Origin of the sequence: Rathayibacter sp. AY1A2 (genome assembly GCF_002930935.1) — a bacterium.
Taxonomy (GTDB): Bacteria; Actinomycetota; Actinomycetes; order Actinomycetales; family Microbacteriaceae; genus Rathayibacter.
Genome location: NZ_PSTP01000025.1, coordinates 1 through 14,127, shown reverse-complemented (window position 1 = coordinate 14,127; position 14,127 = coordinate 1). Strand labels below are relative to the sequence as shown.

Below are 14,127 nucleotides of genomic sequence, written 5' to 3'. Positions count from 1 at the left end.
GACACACCGCCCACCTAACGTTTCCGTTAACGGAATCGCAGGATGATTTCGCCCATGGCTAGACCGAGCAAGGGACAACGAGTCCCCATCATGGCGAAACCCGCGGTGCCTCTTGCCGAGGTCATCAAGGCCAATGCGACAGCCGCGGGGTTGAGCTACGGCGAGTACATCACCGCTCTCGCAGCGGAGTCTCTCGGCATGCCCGAGTACGCCCCGCGTCCTCGGCGCGATCGCATCAACGAACTGCCCATCCCTCAGGAGGCGCGCACGACAGCCGCTTAAACGAAGGAGGCCCGCCGGAGCGGGCCTCACCAAGTTTCGTAGCTCAGAACCCACCGCCGACCAAAGCCCGGGTTCAGAGCTAATCAAGTCACCACCCTCACGGGAGGCTTCTCTATGCCCGAAAGATTACACGACGGGCCGAGAGATTCAACGATGGATCTTTCGGCGCGCCGAAACAGCTCGTCGACGCTCGGCGGCGACGCATGGTCGCTGACACGTCGGCTGAGCCCGCGCAGCACTGTCCGAACGATGCGCCGCGATGCCTACGGGCGCTTGGACGAGAACGCCTACCCGGCCGCTTTCCCCGTCTCCCCTGCTGCGCCGGCGGCCCCGTGGGCGATCTACCTCGCAGATGACGCCGGAGCGTTCCGGCTGCTCTGCTTCGACTTCGACGGCAAGGACTCCCACGGCGTTGATGCGGACCTCATGGAGCAGGCCGCGGACGACTGCGACGCACTCTCCGCCGTTCTGGACGCGCACCAGGTCGCTCACCTCGTGTGCCAGTCCTCCGGAACCGGCGGCCGGCACCTGTGGATCGCACTCGCCGAGGGTGTTCCGGCCGAGTCAGTGGCTCGGCTGGCGATCGCCGCTCGTGCGAACTTTCGCACGCTGGATCACGGGATGCTCTGCAACCCCCGCACCGGCGCCGCTCGACCTCCCCTGTCCCCGCACCGCGACGGCAGCTTCTCGAGCGTTCTCCGCGGCCGCGCGGAAGAGCTGCTGAATGCGACCGTCACCGCGGTCGCCATCGAGGCCGTGACCGCTGCGCTGCAAGCGTCCCGCCCGCCGCGCGCCATCGACGTCACTCCCCCGGCCGCCCCGACCACCACGCACCGGGCGCACCGCCAGCTCAGCGCTGCCGGCGCCGGACACATGGCGGCCGCGGGTGGCGGTGCGAATCCGTCGTGGACGGCGTTCATGTGCCTGCTCTCCGCGGCTCACGCCGGCTGGTCCCTGACCGACGTCGAGCACGCCGCCCGCACCGCTCCCGGGATGGAGCACTACCGGACCAAGAACACCGGCCGCGGCCACCGCCGCCCGCGATCGCGCGACGAAGCGGCCGAGCGCCTGACGCGGCAGTGGGAGAAAGCGCTCCAGTACGCGGCGCTGCACGCCGTTCTCCCGTCCGAGCGCGAGCCGAGCGACCTGGCGGAGCTGGAGAGCCTCGTCGGCTCCGTCAGCGCCCTCCTCGACCGGTTCCGGGTGAGCCCGGGCCGGTGGGGTCGGAGCGAGCGGGCGACGTCGGAGAAGACGATCCTCACCGCCCTGGCCTACCTCACCCTGCACACCGGCAAGCGCACCGTCGCCGCGTCCATCCGTGACCTCGCCCTCCTCGCGGGCCTGGGCCGAACGACCGCGGCCAGCGCCCTGCGGACGCTGCGCGAGGACGGCTACGTGCAGCTCGCCGTCCGTGCGGACGGCTCGAACGCCAGCGAATGGCGATTGTCCGAGCACCTTTCCACAGGCTCTCTGCAAGGTCCGGTCACAACCACTAATAACCCCCGCCCCCCCGGGCCGATCTTCACCGAACGAACCATGCTCCTCACCATGCTCGAAGCCGACCTCACCGACACCCGGCACGACCTCTTCACCCGCGCCGGTCTGGGGCACCTGGCAGGAAAGACCTACGCTTTGCTGCGCCGAGAAGGGACCCTCGCCCTCGACGCCGCAGCCACGCTGCTCGGCATCACCACCCGCACCGCCGCCACCGCCCTCTCCCGCCTACGCACACACCGGCTGATCATCAAGCACACGACGGGATGGACCCGAGCCAAGCGCGATCTCCGCACTGTCGCAGCTCGCACCCTCGGCGTCGACGGAGCCCTCGCTGATCGAGCCCACCGCTACGACGTCGAGCGCGAAGTCTGGGCTTGGTGGCAAGCAGAGCTGAGCCACCGCTCCTCCTCCCCCAGACAACGCCCGCGACGCCGACACGTGTCGAGCCGACTCTTGTTCGAGGACACCACACCCGGTGAGCGCGTTTGGCCGCTCTACCCCCGCGACGCCGCCGGCCGCGGCGATCACCGCGAGGCGCTGCACTGGGGACGCACCGGCATGCTCGCCCCCGGCTCGCTTTGGTGGTCCTCCACCGCTGCCTAGCCCCGACGCTGCCCTTCGACGTCGACGCGGACCCGAGCTCGACGCGCCCGAGACGGCCCCGCCGACCGGCGTACATGAGCGCTGTCAGATCCTCCGACCTACACTCGACTTTCATCGAACATACGTTCGAACACGTCGAGAGGTATCGAGATGACTGTGACGATCGTGGAGCGGATCTCGACTCCGGCGCCGGACGCCGTGGCGATCGCGTTCCTCGTTGCTGGCGACGCGGTAGCGGCCGGTTTTCCCTCCCCCGCGCAGGACTACTTCGACGGCTCTCTCGACCTCAACGACCACTTGATCCGCGACAAGACGTCCACCTTCATCGTCCGCGTCTCCGGGGAGAGCATGGTCGGTGCCGGCATCAGCGATGGCGATGAGCTGGTGGTCGATCGCTCCCTCTCCCCCAAGCACGGCAACGTCGTCGTCGCGATCCTCGACGGCGAACTCACCGTCAAGCGCCTCGAACTCTCCCCCGGTGGCGTGATCCTGCGCGCCGAGAACTCCGAGTACCCGCCGATCCTCGTCCCGGAGCTCAGCGACCTCCAGGTGTGGGGCGTCGTCACCGTCTGCCTCCACCACCTCCACCGTGCGCTCTGAGCAGCGGATCGGTCTGGTCGACGTCAACTCGTTCTACGTCTCCTGCGAGCGACTGTTCGCCCCGAAGCTCGCAGGCCGGCCCGTCGTCCTCTCGAACAACGACGGATGCCTCCCCACTGGGGTGAACCAGCCGCCGCTCACGCGAGGTGAGGCTGCTCCCCCGCGTCTCCCAGACAAATGCATAGTGCATTCAGTCCAATATCTGCATTCAGGATGGTTGCATATTGCATCTATTCTGTCACATGCATGCACTATGCCTGCAAGCTGCAACCGTTCTGCCATCTGCATTCACTATGACTGCGCCTTGCATCCATCCTGCAATGATGTCAGACTGGTATCACTTCGCAGCAGTTTGCATCCCTGCCGCTCGCGCATATGGATCGCAAGACGCATGCACTTTGAAGCCAAATTGAAAGCGATGTGAACGCATGATCATTCTGATCGGCAGCCAGAAGGGCGGCCCGGGGAAAACGACCATCGCGGTCAATCTCGCCACGGAGTACGCCCGCCAAGGCAAGGACGTCTGCCTGGTCGATGCCGACCCGCAGCGCTCGGCGGCCAGGTGGCACGCCGACCGCGAGGAGAACCGACACCAGCCAGCGATCGCGTGCGTCGAGAAGCTCGGCAGCATCCATCAAACTCTGCAAGACCTCGCGACTCGTTACGACGTCGTGATGGTCGACGTCGCAGGCAAGGACAGCAAGGAGATGCGCACCGGCATGACAGCCGCAGACAAGCTCGTCGTGGTCGTTCGGCCCAGTCAGCTCGACCTCGACACTCTCGGACACATGACCGAAGTCATTGACCAAGCTCTCGATTTCAATCCCGACCTGGACGTGCGCGGCCTCATCGCCCAGGCCCCCTCCAATCCGGCCGTCACGGAACGAACCGACGCAGGGGAGTACCTGGCGGAGTACCCGCGCATCCGGCCTCTCGAGACAGTGATCCACGAGCGGAAGGCTTACCGAGACGTCGTGGGAGAAGGGCTCGGGGTTGTCGAATGGAACAACGTCAAGGCAAAGTCTGAAATTCAGGAACTTGCTGCGGAGTTGGTGGCGTAATGGCAATCAAGAAGCGGCCAGCCGTGGACCCTGCCGCGATCGAAAGGTTCGGTGACGCGGCCGACGCACCCCCGGCCCCCGCAGCGCAAGCCGCTACGACGGCGACTACGCCGCTGGCAGTGGCGAAGTCGGCCGGGAGGGCAGCGGGCACAGCGAAGCGGCCCGTCGAGAGCGCGGGGGAGTGGCCTAGCGGACTCGGCCGAACTCTCCTCGTCCGCTGGCCTGACCCTGCTTTGGCGAAGGAGTTGGCCGAAGTTGCAGCTCTCGAGGACCGCAGCCAGCACAAGACCGCGCTCCGCGCCCTGCAACGCGGGCTCGAAGCCCTGCGCGCCGACCACCAATCTGAGCGCTGACCAGTCAAGTCCGATGCATTCATTTTAATATCAGAATGAATGCAAGTAGATCACCGCATTGCTCTCTGTCCCCTGTCCCCTCAACTTGATAGAATCTTCTATAGGAGGTGGTTGCCGTGTCGATCGCTGAGAGGCCCGACGGGGACACTGTTCGCCGGTTACGCAGCTTGCAGGCCGTAACCCGCGTGTCATACCTCCGCGCGTTGCGGACGGCGGCCGAAGGCACCACTCAGTCGCAGCTCGCCCGCGACATCGGCATCTCGCAGCCGTCGGTCAACAGTGCGTTGAAGTCTGCGGCCGCAGTGCCTGACGTGCGTCCCGGGTTCTCTGGCGCGACGCCCTACGAAATCGCTCAGCGCTACGACGCGGGAGAGCTGACGCGGGAGCAAGTCATCGATGAGCTCGGCCGCTGGCCGTATCGTCCAGGCTCGCCCAGCGATAGCTACGACTGGACCACCTTGGACCCGGGGGAGTTCGAGGAAGTAGGTCGCGCTCTCACTGAGCACCTGATCGACGCGGACGCGTACGACGAGATCCTTGACCGCTACAGCGAGCAAGGTCGGTGACGGCGGAGGACTCGTCAGCGATCGCCGCGCACCGTGAGACGGTGCGCGCGTGGGCTCGGGCGGGAGGCCCACTGAGCCCTGCGAGTGAGCGCGCGACGGTCAACAACCGGGACTGGTTCACCCGGGAGTCGGATGGATCGGTCCAGCCTCGCGCTGCCCGCCGACTCATGCACGCCCGCCTCGTGGACGAGTACCGCGCTCACTTTCCCGACGTCCGCTCGGAGAAGAAGGCGATCATCCTCGCCGGCCCACCAGGAGCGGGAAAGTCGACAGTTCTCGCAGACGTGCTCGGCGCCGACCGCAGCGCGTGGCTCACGGTCGATGCCGACGAGTTCAAGCGAGCGCTGCTCACCGAGGCGATCAAGGACGGCAGCTACGACCGCGCCATTCTGCCGCCAGAGGTGCGCTCCGCCGAGGCGGCGGGGGAGAAGTTCTTCCCGCTCGAGCTGGCCTCCCTCGTGCACGAAGAATCCTCCCTCCTCGCCACCCAGCTCCGCGCTGCGGCGATGCGAGACGGCCAGAACGTCGTCATCGACACCGTGCTCTCCTCACCCGAGAAGGCAGTCGAGCTGGGGCAACGGTTCGCGGCCGCCGGCTACAGCGTCGAAGTGATCGACGTCGAGGTGCCGTTCGAGCTGTCGGAAGCGCGGATCGCCGGTCGGTGGCAGCAGTCCTACGAACGCGCCCTCGCCGGCGCCGATGAGCTCGGCGGCCGATGGGTTCCCAGCGAGTACGCCCGCAACGTCTACGCCGGCCCCGAGGGTCGTTCGTTCCCCGAGTTCTCCGCTGAACAGCTCGCAGAAACCGGCCCGACCGTGATGCGATTCCGCCGGTTCAACACCGCCAGCGAAGGACAGCCGCGCACTGTCCACGTCGACAAGTCCCGCACGGCGTTTGGACGCCCGCTAGTCGATACCGCCCTCGTGCAGACACGCGCAACAGCCGCTCAGAGCTTCCCCACGAGCAGGAAGCCGGCCCGCGGCCCCGAAATCGGAGGCCTCGGCCGCTAGTCGGCCCAGACGATCACGCCCGGGGTACTTCGCACGCTGGACGCTGTGTCATGCCCTGTACCCCGCTGAGCGCGTCTTAGACACCCGTTCCGGGGGCGCGAGGGTCCTCGCGCAGCGTCGCTGCGCGACACCGTGGGGAGGCCGCAGAGCGGCCCATCCTTCGGGTTTTCTTCACCTCTCCGCGGTCTCAACCTATTTCGCTCCACCGGCTGCGTGCCACCGATCCCGGACGCGCCCTGCGGGCTTATTTCGCCCGTGATCGGCGTCACTCCGCCGCCTCCACTCAAACGGTTTTCCCCGCCGGAGAGGCAAAGAAAAACGATCAGCCAGAGGGAGACGCACCATGAGCGAGCAGCGCGGCACACGTACCGAGGTCATCAAGAGCGAGAACCACGGACCCGGAGCGGAGGGCATCAGCCGGACCGCGCGTCAGGTGGTCATCGTCGGCGCCGGTGGCAACGACCCGGTGACCGAGCAGACGCCCGCCGTGCGCCTGGTCACCCGCAGCGGTGGCCGCGCGGTGGCCGGGGTGACGTTGCAGCACTTTGAGCCCGTCGAGCCGCTGCCCGCGGATCGCATCGGCTACATGGCTTCCGGTGCCTATGTCGTCGTGCCGGTCGCGGTCGCCCGAGCGCTCGACCTGTACCCCGCCGCCTACTCGCTGCACGACCGCAGCGAGACGCCAGCCGACTACCTCGCCAACGACTGATCACCGACCCGAGAAGGAGAACCGACATGCTCACCATCACCCACACCCCCGAGGCCGGAACGATCATCGAGGGCACCAGCCGCGGAGACGGCACCGCCGAGATCCTCAAGGCGAACGGCTGGCGCTGGGGCCGCTCCATCGGCGCCTGGTACGTCCCGCAGTCCCGCGACCGCCTCCCGAAGTGGTGGACCATCAACCGTGCCGCGACCGCCCTGCGCGACGCCGGGCACGAGGTCACGATCGACGCTGACGAGACGTTCCGGCCCACCGCCGAGGTCGAGGCGGACAAGACCGAGCGCCAGGCCGCCCGCGTCGATGCGCTCGACGCGAAGGCCGACCGGCGCGCCGCGGACGCCGACACCGCCGACGCGGCCGCGCGCCGCGCGCTTGACCGGCTCCCCGAGGGAGGCGAGCCGATCAAGATCGGCCACCACTCCGAGAACCGGCACCGCAACGCGATCGCCAAGGCGGATGCCGCGATGGGCCGCAGCGTCGAGGCCGACCGCGAAGCCACCCGCGCCCGTGCCCGCGCCGACGTCGCCGCCGGGACCACCGAATCCCGCTACGCGCCGGGAATGGTCGCCCGCCGCATCGACCGCCTCGATACCGACATTCGCGGCTGCACACGGAGGATCGAGGGTAGCTCGCACAACTTCGGCGGCGGCTACATCGAGACGACCGCCCCCGCGACCGGCGCCTACCGGGAGCGGCTGCTCACCCAGCGCGCGCAGCTCGAAGACCAGCGCGACTACTGGAGCGCCGTCCGCGAGGCGCAGGCCGCCGCCGGACAGGTCACGATCCACAGCCGCGACACGATCAACAAGGGCGACATGATCAAGCACCGCTTCGGCTGGCACGTCGTTACCCGCGTGAACCCCAAGAGCGTGACCGTCGCGCTCGACTGGAACGACGGCACCCGCCCCTACAAGGTTGTCTACGCCGACGTGCAGGGACACCACACCGCCGCCGAAGTCGAGGCAGCCCGAGCCGCCGCCACCGAGAAGGCCGCCACCGAGACGGCCGCCGCGAGCTGAACGGTTGCGAGCTACCTACCTAGATACCTAGGTAGGTAGCTCGTGAGGGGCGGGCCCCTCACACACCCCGGGATTCCCGTTCCGGGAGGCACGAGCTGCGCTCGTGTCACTGCGAGTCACGTCAGACGCAGTGCCTCGCGAATTGCGCCGTCGTACTGCTCCCTCTCGAAGGTGAGGGTACGAACAAGCTCTCCGTTCGGACACCATCCGGCGAACTCATCGGTCACGCCGAAGCCAAGCCGCCGGCTGAGCCGGCCGAGAAGCGTTGATGGAGGTGGAAGCGGTCGAAGAGTCTCTGACTCCCACCGGGAGTCCTTCCACTGGACGATCTCGTCGCTGCGCACGAGTTCTGCGCTGAAGAGGATGCCGCAGCTGGAGTCGCCGCAGGACGCGCAGCTGGCCAGCGCGATCCGGCCAGGAAGCATGGCCGTGACGACCGATGGTCCTTCTCCGAGAAGCGAGAGGAGGAACGGACGCCACTCGCCCCAGGGTGCCGTGAAGACGTCACCCGTACCCTCCGGATCGTCGTCGGTCACGAAATCCCCGATGGGACGTCCGTCGAGGGTGATGTCCGGTTCTCCCGTCACGCTCGAGGTGACGACCGCTATCACCGTGCGTTCCCTCATGGACACATCGTGACATCGGCGACCGCGAGCGGTCCGACTATGACAGGGCGGGCGCGAGCTGCGCTCGTGCAGCGGCGACGGAGCACCGCCAGGAGGTCGCCCGGCTGCGCCGGCCGCCGTTGGTCGCCCTACGGGCTCACACCCTTTTTTGCCGTGAAGCCTTCGGCGGCTCCCTCCGCTTCGCTGCGGTCGTAGCTACCTACGGGCTCCGTTCAAGTGGCTGCGCCACCGGCTCCTCCGAGACTTTCGGCACGCGGGAGCTTTGCTCCCTCACATCGCGCCGAAACTCTCTCCACCGCCGCCCTGCTGGTTGCACTGCGCCCTCCGGTTGCTAGGGCGGAGAACCGCCTTCACGGCAAAAAAACGATGAGGAAGAGGAAGAACATGCAGCAGATCACCACCGTCAGCACCTTCGTCCCGGCCGCAAACGAGGACGGGATGCAGAGCCAGTTGCGCCGGATCGCCGAGCGCGACGTCGACCTCTCAGGTCTGGCACGCAACGGGTGGGCGCTGGCACACACCGCCACGATCCCCGGCCCCGAGGGCGTCATGTTCGTGGACACCCTCACCCGCACCGAATCCTGACCCGCATCACCACCGAGGAGCAAACGCCATGTCCGACACCATCACCACCAGCCCCGCGGCCGAGGAGCCGACCCTCCTTGACGCGGTGGCCGAGTTCGCGTCCGTGTTCTCCCACGGAGACACCGCCGACGAGCTGGCCGTGCGACTCAGCTGCGCCGAGGTCGACGCGCTGGTCGGACTCCTGCGAGCATTCGGACGAGATGAGGCCGCGGACCTGTGGATCGCGGAGCACGCGAGCGACGACGACGAGGGCGACGCCCACACCCCGGAAGGAACCCACCGATGAGCGAGCAGCAGCAGACCACGCCCGACCCGGCGGCGACCTACCAGGCGGCCGTCGCGGCCTTCGCGGCCACGCTCTCCGACCCGGCCGTCACGGAAGCTATCGCCCCGACGCTGCCGTGCTGGCGCGCGACGGGCATCATCGACCTCCTCACCCAGGCCGGATACACCGACGCCGCCGAGAAGTGGGCCGAGCTGCACGCCTGGTCCCCGGTCAACGACGAGCACGACCCGCATCGCGGCGACCGGTGGGACGACTGATGCTCACCGTCTACTCGAAGCCGTCGTGCGTGCAGTGCACCATGACCTACCGGGTGCTCGAGAAGAAGGGCATCGAGTACACCACCGTCGACATCACCACCAACCCCGCAGCGCTCGCGTACGTCACGGAGGAGCTGGGCTACTCCGCCGCCCCCGTGGTCGTCGCGAGCGACCAGGATCACTGGTCGGGCTTCCGCCCCGACCTCATCGAGAAGCACGCCGCATGACCGGCCCGAACGTCACCGGCGACGACTACCGGGCCGGGTACCTCGCCGGACAGGCCGACCGGCAAGGCGAAGTCGACTGGCTGGAGAACGAGGCCGACCGGCTCTACCGCCTCGCCTACGGCGACGAGCGCCGCGTCCCCGACCTCACCGTCACGCGCGCCGAGCTCGAACAGCGCAGAGCGCTGTCCGAGCCGCCCGTCGAAGTCACCCGTCGCGACGCTCTGGCGTCCTGGGGCATCGAGACACCCCCCACCGACACCCCGGCCGCCGCGGCCGCGACCGAGAACCCGTCGACGTCGACGGGACCCACCAACCGCACGAGCAGGAGACGACAGATGAGCACCAGGACCATCACCGGCAACCTCGCCGCCGACCCCGAAGCCCTACAGGCGGGCCGCGTCCAGATCGTGAAGCTGCGCGTCATCGAGAACACCGGCGAATACCGCGCGGGGGAGTGGACCCCGCACGACGCCCCGACCACGCACTACGTCGAAGCGAAGTTCGAACTGGGCGAGCACGTCCTCGCCTCCCTCCACAAGGGAGACGCCGTGATCGTCGTCGGCTACGAGCGCACCGTCGCCTGGGGCGAAGGCGAGAACCGCCGCACCGGCCGCGTCCTCGAAGCCGACGCCATCGGCCCCAACCTCACCCGCGCGACCGCCGTCGTCACCACAACCACCCAGCGCGCACCCCGCCGCAGCGCCGCCCCCGCGGCTGAGTAAGTTGGTCGGCATGTGGGACGGGATCGCTCTGCTGCTGGCCGTGACAGGTGCCGCGCTCGTCGTCGCCGGTATCGTGCCGCTTTATCGCGACTCCGAGCTCCACTCCGCGCAAGTGTCCGAGGTCGCGGTCGACAAGCGCGCTCGGGCCCGCGGCGCTCTCCTGGCTGCCGTTGTTCTCTTCTCCGTAGCGGCCGTCGCACTCCTCGCCGGGACGGCCTGAGCCCCTACTCCGAGACGTCCGCGATCCGGAGCGCGGAGAGGATGACGTGATCCTCCGGAATCGCCGCGCGCACTTCCGCGATCGCCGAGGCCGACGTCACCGCGATGATCTTCTTCTACGGGCGATATTCGCGATTGTCCGTGGTCGAGGGCGGCGGCCCCGGATTTGGCTGCTGATAACTGCCCACACCGAGTGAGGCCAGTCCGGCGGACACCGCCGCGCCCACGACGCGGGCGACGAACGCTACTGACTTCCCGACGAGCTTCAACGCTGTTGCTATCACGGAACCATCACCTTCAGGACTGGATGGCAACGCTAGTGGCTTGGAGCCGCCCGGTGCTCTACTCGAGCCGTCCGCGATCCGGAGCACGTAGAGGATGACGTGATCCTCCGGAATCGACGCGCGCACTTCCGCGATCGCCGCGCACTGCGCCGATACGACTCGCTCGAGCAAGTGGGTTGGCGTCACCGGCCCGTGAGGGGCGATCCCCTCACACTCCCCCCTGAAGCGGTCGCTCGGGGGGAGCGGCTGTGTTCGTTCCTCGCGCTGGTCAGCGCCAGTGGGCGAGTTCGCTTGCCATCAGCAGTCGAGCACGAGCGAGGAGCCCGCGCACAGCAGCTGGGGTTAGGTCGAGGTCGAGAGCGATCTCGTCGTAGCTGAGCTCGTGCAGCTGCCGCAGCTCCCAGCAGCGACGCTGCAGCACCGGCAGCTTCTCGAGCACCCGCCGAGCGTCCGCCGCGAGAACGGCGCATCGGCCGGCGGCTTCGGGGTCGTCCTTTTCGAGCGCCGGCAGTTCCTCGTTCAGCTCCGACCGGCGCGCGGACGCGGGCGCGCGGAGGCGGTCGATGCTGCGCCGGCGGGTCGTGGTCGCCAGCCAGCCGGCGATCGTGTCCCCGTCGATCACGTTGTCGATGTGCGTCCATGCGGCGAGGAACGTCTCCTGCACCACGTCATCGACGTCGGCGGAGCTTCCGAGGGTTCGCGACGCGATCGCTCGCAGCAGACGCGAGTAGCGGTTCACGATCGCCGCGAACGCGCGGTCATCGCCCGACGCGGCGCGGATGACGAGCACCCGGTCCGAGTCCATCGGCAACGCGGGCAGGGTCCCGTGATCGAGCAGTACGGCAGGAGCGGTGGCTCGCGTCTGAGGTCGTGCGGTGGCGAGCATGCGGGGCTCCGGTCGTCGAAAAGTATGTGTCCGCATACTTCGTAACAGAGGCACGTATCGATGACCCAGGCCTTGACCCCAATGCAGGGGCGTATATAAACGACAGATTCGACCCTAATCGGCAATTGTCGTTCTTCAGGGCGTGATCCCGGTCCGGGGCGCGAGCTGCACTCGCGCAGCGGTGACAGAGCGCCGCCGAGGGGAGGCCGCGATGCGGCCCGTTCCACCCGTTTTATTCACCTCTCCGCGGTTTCAACCTATTTCGCTCCCCCGGCTCCGTGCCACCGATAGCGGACGCGCCCTGCGGGCTTATTTCGCCCGCTATCGGCGTCACTGCGCCGCCTCCACTCAAACGGTTTTCCCCGCCGGAGAGGCAAAGAAAAACGATCAGTCAGAGGGAGCACCCACACCATGCAGACCATCACCGACTTGCAGACCACCGCGAAGACCTACCTCACGCTCGCGAACACCCGCGCGGTCGACGTCCGCGTCGTGGGCACCGACCCCAAGACGACGCCCTCGGTGCACGTCACCCGCCGCAAGTCCGGCGTCTGGGAGGCGTGGCACTCCGACCAGCTGCACGGCATCACCAGTGGCTCGTTCCGCCACTGCATCGCCCACGCCCGCCGCGCAGCGATCCGCCGCGTCGCCCCGTTCCTGAACCGCTGAGAGGACCACACCATGACCCGCACCGACACCGGCCGCGCCACGGCCGAACAGCTCGCCCTCATCCTCGCGATCAGTCGCGACGAGGACCCGGAGAACACCACCGCGACCGACGCGGAGATCCTCGCGCACACCCGCAACACGCTCGGACTGCCGGGGGAGTGCGGACCCGGCGGGATGCCTGTCTACGACGACGGCACCGCCGAGGCCGCCGCGCTGATCGCGTTCCTGACGCCCGCCGAGTAGTGCGGGGGAGGGGCCGGCCTTCTGGGCCGGCCCGTGAGGGGCGACCCCCTCACACTCCCCCGGGGAGCATGGCTTTAGTGGAAGTTGATCGTGGAGGGCGCAGGTGCCTTCCAGGACTCTTCCTGATACGAGTGCGGGTCGTGAGCCTCGCGGGGCGGCTCCCCGAACGGATCCTTCGGCAGCGCCGTCGGCGCTTTGGTGAACTTCGCGCGGAGCGATGCGGCGATGGAGCGAATGCGGTAGATCACGGCGTTCATGTCGTTCTCCCGTTCGGGGTGATCAAGCGTCACCTGCCCGAAGCCTACCGACGTCGTTTCTCCGGCGGGGCGCGAGCTCCGCACGCGCAGCGGTGACGGAACACCGCCGGCAGGAGCCGCTACGCGGCCGGATTACCCGTTTTCTTCACCTCTCCGCGGTTTCAACCTATCTCGCTCCGCCGGCTACGTGCCGTCTCTCTCGGACGCGGTCGCAAGCTCCCTTATTTCGCCCAAGAGAGCCGTCACTCCGCCGACTCCACTCAATTGGTTATCACTCGCCGGAGAGGCAAAGAAAAACGATCAGGAAGACGACAAAAGCCCCGTAGTTGGTCTAGAACCACGGGACTTGTCACCTTCATGGTCGCACACCGATTGAGGAGAAACCATCGTGACTATCACCACCGGAACCGGGACCGTTCAGCACATCGACCCGACCGCCCTCGTGATCGAGGCGAACGTGCGCACCAGCGCCCCGCTGACGAAGGACTTCATCGCGTCGATCCGCGAGAACGGCGTCATCACCCCGGTCCTCGCCCGCCGCGACGAGCACGGCAACGTCATCGTCCGCGCCGGACAGCGCCGCACCCTCGCCGCCCGCGAGGCCGGAGTGCCCACGATCCCCGTCTACGTCGTGGAGGGCGACGAGACGACCGCGGACCGGATCGTGCAGCAGATCATCGAGAACGACCAGCGCGCCGAGCTGAGCGTCGCGGACCGCACCGCCGCGTGGGCGCAGCTCGCGTTCGAGGGCGTCACCGCCGCAGCGATCGCCAAGCGCACCGGCACCAAGACCGACGCGGTGAAGAAGGGCCTCGCGGTCGCGGAGTCCGCGACCGTCACGTCCGTTCTGCACGAGCACGAGCTGACCCTGGACCAGGCGGCGGTGCTGTTGGAGTTCGAGGACGACGCCGACGCCCGCGCGACCCTGATCGAGGTCGCCACCCACGACCCGGCGCAGTTCGAGCACACCGCGCAGACCCTCCGCGACGAGGCCGCGCACCAGGCGCTCCTCGCGGCGACCGCCGCCGAGTACACCGGCAACGGCTTCCAGATCCTCACCCGCTCCGACGCCTACGGCGACCAGGCGACGTGGACGCCGGTGCGGCAGCTGCGCGGCCTCGTCGCGGAGGGTCTGCGCGGTGTGCTCGAAC

General features: G+C 68.0%; 19 protein-coding genes. 16 read left to right on the top strand and 3 right to left on the bottom strand.

From position 1 onward, the window contains the following. Positions 1 to 531 precede the first annotated feature (531 nt). The 7 genes from C5B93_RS15440 (at position 532) to C5B93_RS15405 (ending at position 7,715) form a co-directional block, all read left to right on the top strand. Positions 532 to 2,382, top strand: a complete 1,851-nt coding sequence (locus C5B93_RS15440) for a hypothetical protein (protein ID WP_104292847.1) — start codon at positions 532 to 534, stop codon at positions 2,380 to 2,382. Positions 2,383 to 2,532: 150 nt separating this feature from the next. Further along, on the top strand, positions 2,533 to 2,982 hold the full coding sequence (locus C5B93_RS15435) for a LexA family transcriptional regulator (protein ID WP_104292846.1): 450 nt from the start codon (positions 2,533 to 2,535) through the stop codon (positions 2,980 to 2,982). 428 nt (positions 2,983 to 3,410) lie between these two features. Beyond that, positions 3,411 to 4,043 (top strand): AAA family ATPase, encoded by a 633-nt coding sequence (locus C5B93_RS15425; protein WP_104292844.1) that lies wholly within the window; start codon positions 3,411 to 3,413, stop codon positions 4,041 to 4,043. Between the two features lie 469 nt (positions 4,044 to 4,512). After that, positions 4,513 to 4,962 (top strand): hypothetical protein, encoded by a 450-nt coding sequence (locus C5B93_RS15420; protein ID WP_104292843.1) that lies wholly within the window; start codon positions 4,513 to 4,515, stop codon positions 4,960 to 4,962. A 182-nt stretch (positions 4,963 to 5,144) separates the two neighbouring features. Further along, positions 5,145 to 5,972 (top strand): zeta toxin family protein, encoded by an 828-nt coding sequence (locus C5B93_RS15415; protein ID WP_258068243.1) that lies wholly within the window; start codon positions 5,145 to 5,147, stop codon positions 5,970 to 5,972. A 343-nt stretch (positions 5,973 to 6,315) separates the two neighbouring features. Continuing rightward, entirely contained in the window at positions 6,316 to 6,681 is a 366-nt protein-coding gene (locus C5B93_RS15410; protein ID WP_104292842.1) for a hypothetical protein, read from the top strand. Between the two features lie 26 nt (positions 6,682 to 6,707). Further along, a complete protein-coding gene (locus tag C5B93_RS15405; RefSeq protein ID WP_104292841.1) occupies positions 6,708 to 7,715 on the top strand; it encodes a DUF3560 domain-containing protein in 1,008 nt (335 codons plus the stop codon). Positions 7,716 to 7,831: 116 nt separating this feature from the next. Here the strand turns inward: C5B93_RS15405 and C5B93_RS15400 are convergent, their stop codons facing one another. Further along, positions 7,832 to 8,341 (bottom strand): hypothetical protein, encoded by a 510-nt coding sequence (locus C5B93_RS15400; protein WP_056865921.1) that lies wholly within the window; start codon positions 8,339 to 8,341, stop codon positions 7,832 to 7,834. Between the two features lie 384 nt (positions 8,342 to 8,725). Between C5B93_RS15400 and C5B93_RS15395 the strand changes: the two genes are divergently transcribed. The 6 genes from C5B93_RS15395 to C5B93_RS15370 are packed head-to-tail and all read left to right on the top strand — an operon-like array spanning position 8,726 to position 10,638. After that, complete coding sequence (locus tag C5B93_RS15395; RefSeq protein WP_104273023.1) at positions 8,726 to 8,926, top strand: hypothetical protein; 201 nt, start codon at positions 8,726 to 8,728, stop codon at positions 8,924 to 8,926. A gap of 28 nt (positions 8,927 to 8,954) precedes the next feature. Then, positions 8,955 to 9,212: a hypothetical protein gene (locus C5B93_RS15390; RefSeq protein WP_104292840.1), complete on the top strand. Its 258-nt coding sequence runs from the start codon at positions 8,955 to 8,957 to the stop codon at positions 9,210 to 9,212. Continuing rightward, positions 9,209 to 9,469: a hypothetical protein gene (locus tag C5B93_RS15385; RefSeq protein WP_056865926.1), complete on the top strand. Its 261-nt coding sequence runs from the start codon at positions 9,209 to 9,211 to the stop codon at positions 9,467 to 9,469. The genes C5B93_RS15390 and C5B93_RS15385 overlap by 4 nt, the downstream gene beginning before the upstream one ends. After that, positions 9,466 to 9,696 (top strand): glutaredoxin-like protein NrdH, encoded by a 231-nt coding sequence (gene nrdH, locus C5B93_RS15380; protein ID WP_056045893.1) that lies wholly within the window; start codon positions 9,466 to 9,468, stop codon positions 9,694 to 9,696. The genes C5B93_RS15385 and nrdH overlap by 4 nt, the downstream gene beginning before the upstream one ends. Beyond that, entirely contained in the window at positions 9,693 to 10,418 is a 726-nt protein-coding gene (locus tag C5B93_RS15375; protein WP_104292839.1) for a single-stranded DNA-binding protein, read from the top strand. The genes nrdH and C5B93_RS15375 overlap by 4 nt, the downstream gene beginning before the upstream one ends. A 10-nt stretch (positions 10,419 to 10,428) precedes the next feature. Further along, a complete protein-coding gene (locus tag C5B93_RS15370) occupies positions 10,429 to 10,638 on the top strand; it encodes a hypothetical protein (protein ID WP_146078514.1) in 210 nt (69 codons plus the stop codon). A gap of 551 nt (positions 10,639 to 11,189) precedes the next feature. Here C5B93_RS15370 and C5B93_RS15365 read toward each other — a convergent pair. Continuing rightward, complete coding sequence (locus C5B93_RS15365; RefSeq protein WP_181068412.1) at positions 11,190 to 11,726, bottom strand: RNA polymerase sigma factor; 537 nt, start codon at positions 11,724 to 11,726, stop codon at positions 11,190 to 11,192. A gap of 492 nt (positions 11,727 to 12,218) precedes the next feature. Between C5B93_RS15365 and C5B93_RS15360 the strand changes: the two genes are divergently transcribed. Further along, complete coding sequence (locus tag C5B93_RS15360) at positions 12,219 to 12,476, top strand: hypothetical protein (RefSeq protein ID WP_104292837.1); 258 nt, start codon at positions 12,219 to 12,221, stop codon at positions 12,474 to 12,476. Positions 12,477 to 12,488: 12 nt separating this feature from the next. Further along, entirely contained in the window at positions 12,489 to 12,719 is a 231-nt protein-coding gene (locus tag C5B93_RS15355) for a hypothetical protein (RefSeq protein WP_104247873.1), read from the top strand. Between the two features lie 74 nt (positions 12,720 to 12,793). Here C5B93_RS15355 and C5B93_RS15350 read toward each other — a convergent pair whose 3' ends face one another. Continuing rightward, a complete protein-coding gene (locus C5B93_RS15350; protein WP_146078513.1) occupies positions 12,794 to 13,009 on the bottom strand; it encodes a hypothetical protein in 216 nt (71 codons plus the stop codon). A 355-nt stretch (positions 13,010 to 13,364) separates the two neighbouring features. Here C5B93_RS15350 and C5B93_RS15345 point away from each other — a divergent pair. Beyond that, the coding region (locus tag C5B93_RS15345) for a ParB/RepB/Spo0J family partition protein (RefSeq protein WP_146078512.1) at positions 13,365 to 14,127 on the top strand (763 nt) is incomplete at its 3' end.